Source organism: Psychromonas hadalis ATCC BAA-638, from assembly GCF_000420245.1.
Lineage (GTDB): Bacteria > Pseudomonadota > Gammaproteobacteria > Enterobacterales > Psychromonadaceae > Psychromonas > Psychromonas hadalis.
This window is the reverse complement of record NZ_ATUO01000008.1, coordinates 31,793-42,803: the sequence shown is the minus strand read 5'-3', so window position 1 is coordinate 42,803 and position 11,011 is coordinate 31,793. Positions and strand designations below refer to the sequence as shown.

The window sequence follows — 11,011 nt, the reverse complement described above, 5'->3', positions numbered from 1 at the left end:
TTGATATTGATTCTTTTTGTCCCCTTCTCACGAGGAGAGTGGACTTTTTTGAAATCGTCTATCAATGCTCACACAGATTGTTTGATTAAATTGTTAAAGAGCGCGCCTTTCGGCGAGGTGCGTATAATACGCTAACCTTGAACCTTGTCAACATGTTATTTTAAATTACTTTAAAAGTTTTTGTTGGCTCAAACTCACTGAGTTTGTTGGTTCGGACTCGGTTAGTAACTTGCGTTAGTTGCCTTGTCTGTGGGGTCGCATTATAGGGATCTAAATCACCTTGGCAACACTTTATTTGTATTTAACGACTGTTCGCTTACAAAACAAACAATGACAGTTTTTCTTCCTTTATATGCTAGTTTTATTAAGTCTAAAATTTATAGTTTTATGATTAGCAAATTAGGGTGTGATTTAGGTAAACTACGCGCCTTTATTCTTCCCGTTTTATTTTGAGTGGTACTTTATGACATTTTCTTTGGGTCAACGTTGGATTAGTGATGCAGAATCCGAACTAGGATTAGGCACTATCGTCGCTATTGAAGGACGCATGTTGACACTGCTGTTTGCAGCTTCTGGCGAACAACGCCTTTACGCGATTGCCGAAGCGCCTATTACGCGTGTACGTTTTAATATTGGTGACGAGATTGTCAGTCATGATGAATCTAAAATATTAGTGACTGACGTTGAAGAAGATGGGGAACTTATAACCTATATAGGTACTTTATTAGCAACGGGTGAATCAACAACGTTAAAAGAGACTTTTTTAAATAATTTTATTAAGTTCAATAAACCACAAGATAAATTGTTTGCTGGGCAAATAGACAAATTTGATCGCTTTGTACTTCGTTATAAAGCGTTAATTAATCAACATACTCAGCAAAAGTCTAATCTACGCGGTTTATTAGGACCTCGTGTTGATCTTATTCCACATCAGTTTTATATCGCAGAAGAGGTTGGTAAACGTCACGCCCCACGTATTTTATTAGCCGATGAAGTCGGTCTTGGTAAAACCATTGAAGCAGGATTGATCATCCATCAACAACTTATTACTGGTCGCGCAAAACGTGTTTTAATTGTATTGCCTGAAAATTTACAGCATCAGTGGCTAGTAGAGATGATGCGTCGTTTTAATTTATATTTTAGTATTTTTGATGATAGCCGTTGTAGTGAAGCCTACTTAGATGAAGTGAATCCATTTGAAACTGAACAGTTAGTTTTATGTAGCATCAATTTATTACGTAAAAAAATACACTTTGAACATGCATTGGAAGCAGAATGGGATCTGCTCATTGTTGATGAAGCACATCACCTTATCTGGGACAAAGAGAAACCAAGTCGTGAATATCAAGTGATTGAAGCGTTAGCAAAACAAACACCCGGGGTTTTACTGTTAACTGCAACGCCCGATCAACTTGGCCGTGAAAGCCATTTTGCGCGTTTACGTCTATTAGATCCAAGCCGTTTTTATGATTACCAAAAATTTATAGACGAAGAAGCGGGTTATAAACCTGTTGCTGATGCAGTAAATCAACTGCTCGATAACCAACCTCTCGATGATGAAGCACAAAATAGCATTACCGATCTGCTTAGTGAGCAAGATGTACAACCCCTATTAAGGGTAATTGATGATCTGCCTCCTGAAAATGAAGAGCGCAAACAAGCTGAGCGCGAACTGATCACTAATCTATTAGACCGACATGGCACAGGTCGTCTATTATTCCGTAATACTCGCTCAGCTATAAAAGGTTTTCCTAAACGCATTTTAAAATCAATTGCATTAGAGTTACCAGCACAATATAAAACCGCAATGAAAGTATCAAAAATGCTTCCTTCTGGCACCCTTGAAGAGCAAGCATTTAGCGCACTCTATCCAGAACAGATGTATCAAACCTTTGAAGGTGGAACAACTAACTCATGGTGCGCTTTTGATCCGCGTATTAGTTGGTTAATTGACCTTGTACTGCAGTTTAAAGATGAAAAAATATTAATTATCGCAGCACAAGCAGAAACAGCGTTAGCACTTGAAGAAGCGTTGCGCAGTCGTGAAGCAATTAAAGCAGCCGTTTTTCACGAAGGTTTGTCACTGATTGAACGTGATAAAGCAGCAGCCTACTTTGCACAAGTTGAAGAGGGTGCACAGGTAATGATCTGCTCTGAAATAGGATCAGAAGGTCGTAATTTCCAATTCGCACATCACCTTGTTCTTTTTGATCTGCCTATTAATCCAGATTTGCTAGAGCAACGTATCGGTCGCCTTGATCGCATCGGACAGCGCTGTGATATTCAAATTTACACCCCTTATCTAAAAGATACCGCACAAGAGCATCTGCAACAGTGGTATGAAAATGGATTATCCGCTTTTACACAAACAACCCCGACGGGTCATACTGTTTATGAGATAGTAAAAGAGCAATTAATTAATCTGTTAGCAACGGGTGAAAACAGCAATGATGAATTTACCAAGCTGATTCAGACAACACGCACTGAAAACGAAAAATTAAAAATACAACTTGAGCAAGGTCGAGATCGTCTGCTTGAGATCAACTCCAGTGGCATATTACACCCAAGTGATCTATTAGATGACATTACCGAAGCGGACCAACTGCCTGACTTCACCACATTTGCACTGCAACTCTTTGATGTAGTCGGTGTGCAGCAAGAAGATCAAAGTGAGCACTGTTTAGTACTCAAGCCAACATCTCATATGTTAACAGCAGATTTCCCAGGTTTACCTGAAGAAGGAGCAACCGTTACTTTTAATCGTCAAACCGCATTAAGTCGAGATGATGTTCACTACTTGAGTTGGGAACATCCAATGATTTTAGGGGGTATGGAGATGATATTAAGTAGCGATACGGGTACTACCTCTGTGGCTATTCTTAAAAATAGCTCACTGCCACCCGCCTCAACATTTCTAGAGCTTATCTATGTGGTTGAAGCGATGAATACCGACAACGCCCAACTCAGTCGTTTTTTACCAACAACGCCTATTCGTCTATTATTGGACAAAAATGGTAAAGATCTCGGTCAAAGCGTGACTTTTGACAGTTTTGACCGTCAATTAACGCCTATTAATCGACATATTAGTCGTCAAATAACCAGCACATCACAATCTTTAATTCACCAATTAATTAAAGATGCTTTACCCACTGCGCAAAGTCTCATGGTAGATATACTCTCAGAGGCTAAAACAGATATGCAACAAACATTGCAAGGTGAGCGTGATAGATTACAAGCATTACAAGCGGTTAATCCAAATATTCGAGAAGATGAAATCCAGTTTATTCGTGATCAACAGGCCAACTTTGAGCAGATATTAGATCAAACTCAACTCAAGCTTGATGCGATTCGATTTATCGTTTCTACCCAATCGTAATAATAAACTGACAGCGGGTAGCTGTCAGTTTTTCTCCCTCTAGATAGGCCTTAACTATGCCACATTTTGTTTACAATCCTCCACAAGCCCCCTACTTAGATATTCTTTACCAAGATGACGATATCGTTGTATTGAATAAACCAGCAGGTTTATTAAGTGTACCGGGACGTGAGAAAAAACACTCAGATAGTTTAGCACTACGACTATTACGTATTTGGCCTAATGCTTGTGTGGTACATCGATTAGATTTAGCAACTTCAGGTTTAATTATTTTAGCGATGCGAAAATCGGCACAAAGCCATATAGGCCGACAATTCCAACAAAAGGTGATTGATAAAACCTATTATGCACGTGTCGAAGGCATTATCGAAAAAAACACTGGCCTTGTAGATCTGCCGATTCGTTGTGACTGGGAAAATCGCCCTCGCCAAATTGTTGATTTTGAATTAGGTAAAAACTCACAAACACAGTGGGAAATAGTCAAAAGAGAGAAGCAGACCACCCTAGTAAAATTAACACCGTTAACAGGGAGAACACATCAACTGCGTGTACATATGCAACAAATCGGCCATGCAATCGTAGGTGATGATTTTTATGCTAGTGAGTTTGGTAAACAGCTTTCTCCACAGCGTTTAGCACTGCATGCGGCAAGCATTACCCTCACTCACCCGAGTACTGAACAACGTATCACTTTCGACTGCCCTGCACCGTTTATGGGCGGTTAAATCCAGCGTTAAAACGATGCAATATTTTTTCAATCAATATAGCCCGTGAATATTTCCTATCAATAAGATAGGAAAAAACATTCCTTTTTGATCAGAATTTATTTCAAAATAGAGCTAAATTTACATATCATTAACACGATAGAGTAATTTCTTCTATTAAGTAACGTTATCTTTCTATAAATAGTATTTTTTAATGTTAAAAACAGTAGCCTTTATCACATTTTTTAACTAATATTTAACGATTAATTTAATGTAGTAATAAAACGACAAAATTAAGATTTTACATTCATAAAAATAAATGCAAGGTGAAACTGATCCAGATCTAATTCCCTTTATAAATAATACGTAAAATCACACGATTACAACTCAATATAACCACAAGCGATCACGGACTTATTATGCAAATAGGTATACCTAGAGAGATCCAAGAAAATGAGAACCGCGTAGCCGCAACGCCTAAAACCGTTGAGCTACTCATTAAACAAGGTTTTACTTTTCTTGTAGAAACAAACGCCGGAACAGCAGCCAGCTTTTCTGACCAAGCCTTCATCGACTCAGGTGCAGAAATCAGCACAGAGACAACCAATGTATGGTCATCGGACATAATTTTTAAAGTTAATGCACCGACGGAAGCTGAAATAGTGCTCATTAAAGAGGGAGCAACATTAGTTAGCTTCATCTGGCCAGCACAAAATCCTGAATTATTGAAGCAACTTGAAGCTAAAAAAATCAGTGTGATTGCAATGGACAGTGTGCCACGTACCTCTCGCGCACAAGCCCTTGATGCACTGAGTTCAATGGCAAACATCGCGGGTTACCGCGCAGTGATTGAAGCAGCCAACCAATTTGGGCGTTTCTTTACCGGTCAAATTACCGCCGCAGGTAAAGTACCACCGGCAAAAGTATTGGTTATCGGCGCTGGAGTTGCAGGTCTTGCGGCCTTAGGCACAGCAGGTAGTCTTGGTGCTATCGTACGTGCATTTGATACTCGCCCTGAAGTAAAAGAGCAAGTTGAGAGCATGGGCGCTGAATTTTTGGTGGTTGATTACACCGAAGAGGAAGAAGTTAGCACAACAGGTTACGCTAAAACCATGAGTAAAGGTTATCAAGAGGCACAAGCGTTAATGATGGCAGAACAAGTGAAAGAGGTTGATATCATTATCACCACTGCACTTATTCCGGGCAAACCTGCACCAAAACTTATCTCAGAAGAGATGATTAAATCGATGAAATCGGGTAGCGTGATTGTTGATTTAGCGGCGGCTGCTGGCGGTAACGCAGCATTCACGGTAAAAGATCAAGTTTTCACCACTGAAAATGGCGTGAAAATTGTCGGTTATACCGACTTGCCAAGTCGTCTACCAACACAATCAAGCCAACTGTATTCAACAAACTTAGTTAACTTGATGAAGCTACTTTGTAAAAACAAAGATGGTTTAATTGATATCGACTTTGAAGATGAAGTGATTCGTGGTGCAACCGTGGTTAAAGAGGGTAAAATCTCTTGGCCTGCTCCAGCAATTAATGTCAGCGCAGCACCTACACCTAAAGTAGAAGAAAAAGCCGCCATTGTTGTTGAAAAAAAAGCCCCTAACAAATGGATAAAACCAGTTAGCGCCCTTGTAGCCGCCGGTTTATTTGGCTGGGTTGCCCATGTTGCCCCAAGTGATTTCTTAGCACACTTTACGGTCTTTATACTGGCATGTATTGTCGGTTATGGTGTGGTTTGGAATGTAGCACATTCACTACATACGCCACTCATGAGTGTCACCAACGCCATCAGCAGTATCATTATTGTTGGTGCCCTATTACAAGTCGGCAGTGAGTATTGGTATGTAAATGCATTTGCCCTACTTGCCATTCTTATCGCAACCATCAACATTGTCGGCGGATTTACCGTGACACACCGTATGTTGAAAATGTTCCAAAAGGATAAATAATCATGTCAGAAGGATTAATTACAGCTGCTTATATCATCGCAGCCATTTTGTTTATTGCCAGCTTAAATGGTTTAAGCAGTCAAGAAACAGCACAAAAAGGTAATATTTACGGTATTATCGGCATGACACTTGCTATTGTTGCAACGATTGGCGCCATGATAAACGCAGGAAATGCAGGGGCTTGGACTTATAGTTTAGTTGCCATATTAATGATCATTGGTGCAGGCATCGGTATTCGTTTAGCGACTAAAGTTGAGATGACCTCAATGCCAGAATTGATTGCTATTTTACACAGTTTTGTGGGTTTAGCTGCAACAATTATTGGTTTCAACTCTTACCTTGACCATGATCTGTTATTTGGCGCAGCCAAAACAATTCATAATGTAGAAGTGTTTTTAGGTGTCTTTATCGGCGCAGTCACCTTCACGGGTTCTCTGGTTGCTTTTGGTAAATTAAGTGGGAAAATCAACAGTTCAGCACTTGCTCTACCCGGTAAAAACTGGATAAATATTATCGCTATCGCTTCCTCAGCCATTCTTCTGATTGGCTTTATTAGTGGCGGTTGGGGCTTAACAGCACTTATCTTGATGGCGCTTATTGCATTAGCATTTGGTTGGCATTTAGTGGCTTCAATTGGTGGTGCAGATATGCCCGTTGTTGTCTCCATGCTCAACTCATATTCTGGTTGGGCAGCGGCAGCAACAGGTTTCATGTTATCAAACGATCTGTTAATCATTATTGGTGCATTAGTGGGTTCAAGTGGTGCAATCCTCTCTTACATTATGTGTAAAGCGATGAACCGCTCATTTGTCAGCGTTATTTTAGGTGGTTTTGGCAATGAAGTATTTGCAGATACTGGCGACAAAGATTACGGCACACATTACGAAACAAATGCGCAAGAGGTTGCTGATGCATTAGCGGCCGCAAAAAACATTGTTATTGTACCGGGTTACGGGATGGCGGTAGCACAAGCGCAGTACCCTGTTGCTGAATTGACTAAACGTCTACGCGCTAAAGGTAAAAATGTACGCTTTGGTATCCACCCTGTTGCAGGTCGACTACCAGGTCACATGAACGTATTATTGGCAGAAGCAAAAGTACCTTATGACATCGTATTAGAGATGGATGAGGTCAATGATGACCTAAGTGATACTGACGTTGTATTAGTTATCGGCGCAAACGACACGGTTAATCCCGCAGCTAATGAGCCGGGTACGCCTATCTCCGGCATGCCCGTATTAAGCGTCTGGGAAGCAAGTAAAGTCATTGTTTTCAAACGTTCAATGGGTGTCGGTTACGCAGGTGTACAAAACCCACTGTTCTTTAAAGATAACACTGAAATGTTATTGGGTGATGCCAAAGATTCTGTTACGCAGATACTTGCTAACATTTAGTATTATTGAATCATAAAGAAAAAGCGAGGCTATTGCCTCGCTTTTTTATTTCTACAATACGCAGATCCTCAGGGAAAACGGGTCTAAAACAAACAGAATGAGTTCACTTTCTAGCCACTTATTAATTCAAACATCAAAAGGCAGGACTAAAGTCCCACTTCCGAGGGTAATTAGTTGCTTTGGAAGTGGGACTTTAGTCCTGCATGTGTTTCATTCATAGAAATAGAGGTTAGACTCTTTTAATCAAGAAAATATCGCAGGGTTGGTTGTTAAATGTACTTCAATGTTGAATCTGCCACCCGTTTCCCCTGCGCAGATCCTACTTATACATCAGGTCGATATACTTTAAATCAGATAGGGCTTCACTATTCACAGATCAGTCGTAGGGTAGCAAAAGGCAAGATGTAGTAGTTCCCAATCGACCAGAAAAACGACTCGGATTTTCAAAAAGTGATGAGCTCTTCTTTAAATATTAGTTGTTCGCCCTCTACAAAAATCCTCACTAAGTGAATTTTCATCCCTTCTTCAGCCCAGTTTTCATAGAATAGGAACATATTTGTATCTTCACTGTGATTTGCAGCAGATAAAGAGCCACTCACATATTGGGTAAAAGAGTGTTGTTGATAGTGATCAGTTGAGGTTTTCAAAGACAATTTATGAGTATGACCGCAAAAAACATGTTCTATTTCATGTTTGCTGATAAAGCTTTGTAAACGATAGGAATTGTAAAGAGGATCATTATCCGTTTCTAACGGTGAGTGATGGCACATAAGAAAAATTTTGTCATAAGTTGCTTGATTTATATGTTCAGAGAGCGTGCGCAACATCTCATCATCAATGCAACCATTATCACTGTACATCTCATTGGTATCGATGCCAACAATGAGTGTTGTCTCTCCATTTAGGGTCAATGTGTGAATAAAGTTAATATCTGTAAAATGATTATTCACCTTGGATATGCTTGGATCGAGAAAAATATTCTTTTTGGTACATTTTTGGGGATCTAATGGGTAAATAATTGCATCATCAATAAACTCGTGGAAAAGGTCTTGAGAACGTAAATTTCGCTTGTCATGGTTTCCTATAATAGAAAATCGACGAGTGCAATTGATTGAATTTAGAAAGTTGCTCGCACTTCTAAACTCGCATTCTAGGCTGTCTGTTGTGGAATCACCTGTATTGATCACTATATCCGCGTTGTAGGAGTTTAATTTTTCCAACAGTAATTTATTATTCCCCTCCCAATGGCGAGGACCAAAATGTAAATCTGAAATGTGTAATATATTCATTTTGCTTTCTCACTTTTTATCAGGTGCTCAATGAATTATGCCTTTCTTCTAATCCCAGCAACTTTTAAGCCACATTTAACGGCGATTTAAAATACACCAAAATAGTTAACTGAAAAAAAGATTGGGACAGCGGTCTCCTTTGGGTTGACGTTTAAGGTTAAGCGAAGATTAATTACCATTGATTAATCTTGGAGACATCACGCTACACTGAAAAATTTTTTGAGTAATATGTAGATACCCTCAATTTTATCAGCTAAAAATCCCCATTAAACTTCTACTAGTACGGTATGCTCCGTCACCAAACAACTCAATGCACGTTCACTAGGCTCGATATAACGTTTTTCAAATTCAGTAGCGTTAACATCTTCAACTAATTGTAGTTTATTCTCGGCTAAAAATGCTTTCACTTTTTTAGGTTCAATACCAAATTGCCATTTTACTAAATTTTCCTCGATCTCCTCTTGCGAATATTCAGGGATCACATCTTTGATAAGATAGGAGAAGATAAGCTGACTGCCTTTGGCAAAATTTGCCACTGTTTTTAACATCGCTTCGACTTGAGTTTGAGAGAAGTATTGAGTTTGCCCCTCCCAAATAAACAGGGTCTGCAGTGAGTTATCACAACCCGCATCGGTTAAATATTGTTGCAGTGATTCTGTTTTTAAATTAATGGGTACGTAAGTAACGTGTTGATTATCGCCTATAAGTGATTTGATATTTTGCTGTTTATAGTCACTCATGGCAGCACTATCAAGCTCATAAATATGAAGGCTATCAATGCCTTCAATGCGAAAAGCACGCATATCCATGCCCGCCCCTAAAATTACTACATTTTTAACACCCTTTTGAATCGCTTCATTAAGTTTTTCATCAATGTAACGGGTACGGCAGATCATATTACCGTAAACACCAGGAATCGATTTTTCATAGCGGTTGATAATTTTTTTTCTAAAATAATGAAATTTAGTTAACCCAGCAGCAAGTTTAAACCCAGCACCCGGAATCAATTTCAGTGCGTAACGATCTTCAAAAAAGCGCACATCTTGATGGAATGAGGACTCGACGCCACGTAAAAAAGCTAATCCCATCGCATTTCTATCTAATTTCATTTTTTTCCTATTTTACTTATCTTCAATTTTAAATATCATACGCAGTTGACGCTTTATTACGATAAAAGCTATTCAACAATGCAAACTGGCACAAACTATTTTTACGCTTAATTACAAAAATCAAATGGGCTTTTAACTATTTATTGCTAATATATTAAATTAACTGATTCATATTAAGGTAAAAAAATGCAAAAAATCCTCTGTTTTGGTGAGTTACTCATTGATTGGATTCCGCATGGTTTTCAACATGTGGGCGAATTAAAGATCCCTCTATATGCACAATTCCCCGGTGGTGCTCCCGCAAATGTAGCTGTTGCCACACGACGGTTAGGCGCAGATAGCGTGTTTATAGGCCAAGTGGGTTTAGATGCAACAGGGCAATACCTAAAAAATTGTTTAGAAAAGTACAATGTTGATACTCAGTACCTTTTACAATCTGATCACGCGACAGCAATGGCTTTTGTACATCTAGACTCAACAGGTGATCGCTCTTTTACCTTTAAGCGTGATAATACAGCCGATCTCAACTACCCTAGCGAACAACTCACAAAACAAATGTTTGAAAATGTAGGTATTTTTCATATCTGCTCCAATACATTAACGGAACAAGCGATCCATGATTGCACACTGCAAACCATGAAAATGGCACAAGCAGAGCAAACATTAACCAGCTTTGATGTTAATTTACGCTTAATGTTATGGGCAGACCTTCAACAGGTAAAACCACGTGTGATGCAGATAATGCAATACACTGACCTTGCAAAATTGAGCATTGAAGAGGTTGATTTTTTACGTGGCACACAAAATGAATCTGATTTTTTAAACACGTTATTTGATTTAGGTGTAAAGGTTATTGTTATTACTGATGGCAAGCAACCAGTACGTTTATATACAAAAGATCACCATCAATTTTTTATGACACCCAGTGTTGAGATGGTGGATAGCACAGGTGCAGGGGATGCATTTAGTGGCGGTTGGATCTTTGCTCTTATTGAACAGGGGATCCACAACCCCACACAATTAATAAACGCGTGTAAAAAAATCACACCACTGATTGATGCGATTAATATAGCGATGTGTTGTGGCGCTTATGCTGTCACACAAAAAGGAGCATGGAGTGCACTACCAACCCGCGACGATATCGCGCCTCTACTTGCCACTATTGAAAAGGTATAACC

Annotated in this window: 7 protein-coding genes; 5 read left to right on the top strand and 2 right to left on the bottom strand. The window is 39.3% G+C overall.

The window, feature by feature from the left end; all coding sequences use genetic code 11:
• The first annotated feature begins 463 nt into the window (after positions 1-463).
• The 4 genes from rapA to pntB all read left to right on the top strand — a co-directional run bounded on the left by rapA (position 464) and on the right by pntB (position 7,435).
• A complete protein-coding gene (gene rapA, locus G322_RS0102150; RefSeq protein ID WP_022940169.1) occupies positions 464-3,376 on the top strand; it encodes an RNA polymerase-associated protein RapA in 2,913 nt (970 codons plus the stop codon).
• Positions 3,377-3,432: 56 nt separating this feature from the next.
• Positions 3,433-4,101 (top strand): RluA family pseudouridine synthase, encoded by a 669-nt coding sequence (locus G322_RS0102145; protein WP_022940168.1) that lies wholly within the window; start codon positions 3,433-3,435, stop codon positions 4,099-4,101.
• Positions 4,102-4,499: 398 nt separating this feature from the next.
• A complete protein-coding gene (locus G322_RS0102140) occupies positions 4,500-6,041 on the top strand; it encodes a Re/Si-specific NAD(P)(+) transhydrogenase subunit alpha (RefSeq protein WP_022940167.1) in 1,542 nt (513 codons plus the stop codon).
• Between the two features lie 2 nt (positions 6,042-6,043).
• Positions 6,044-7,435, top strand: coding sequence for a Re/Si-specific NAD(P)(+) transhydrogenase subunit beta (pntB, locus tag G322_RS0102135; protein ID WP_022940166.1), 1,392 nt, complete (start codon positions 6,044-6,046; stop codon positions 7,433-7,435).
• Positions 7,436-7,878: 443 nt separating this feature from the next.
• Here the strand turns inward: pntB and G322_RS0102130 are convergent, their stop codons facing one another.
• A complete protein-coding gene (locus G322_RS0102130; RefSeq protein WP_022940165.1) occupies positions 7,879-8,724 on the bottom strand; it encodes a metallophosphoesterase family protein in 846 nt (281 codons plus the stop codon).
• A gap of 266 nt (positions 8,725-8,990) precedes the next feature.
• The gene (locus G322_RS0102125) at positions 8,991-9,833 is read right to left on the bottom strand and encodes a class I SAM-dependent methyltransferase (RefSeq protein WP_022940164.1); all 843 of its coding nucleotides are present in this window, start codon (positions 9,831-9,833) and stop codon (positions 8,991-8,993) included.
• A 186-nt stretch (positions 9,834-10,019) separates the two neighbouring features.
• On the opposite strand from G322_RS0102125, the gene G322_RS0102120 reads away from it, so the two are divergent.
• Positions 10,020-11,009, top strand: coding sequence for a carbohydrate kinase family protein (locus tag G322_RS0102120; protein WP_022940163.1), 990 nt, complete (start codon positions 10,020-10,022; stop codon positions 11,007-11,009).
• Positions 11,010-11,011: the final 2 nt, after the last annotated feature.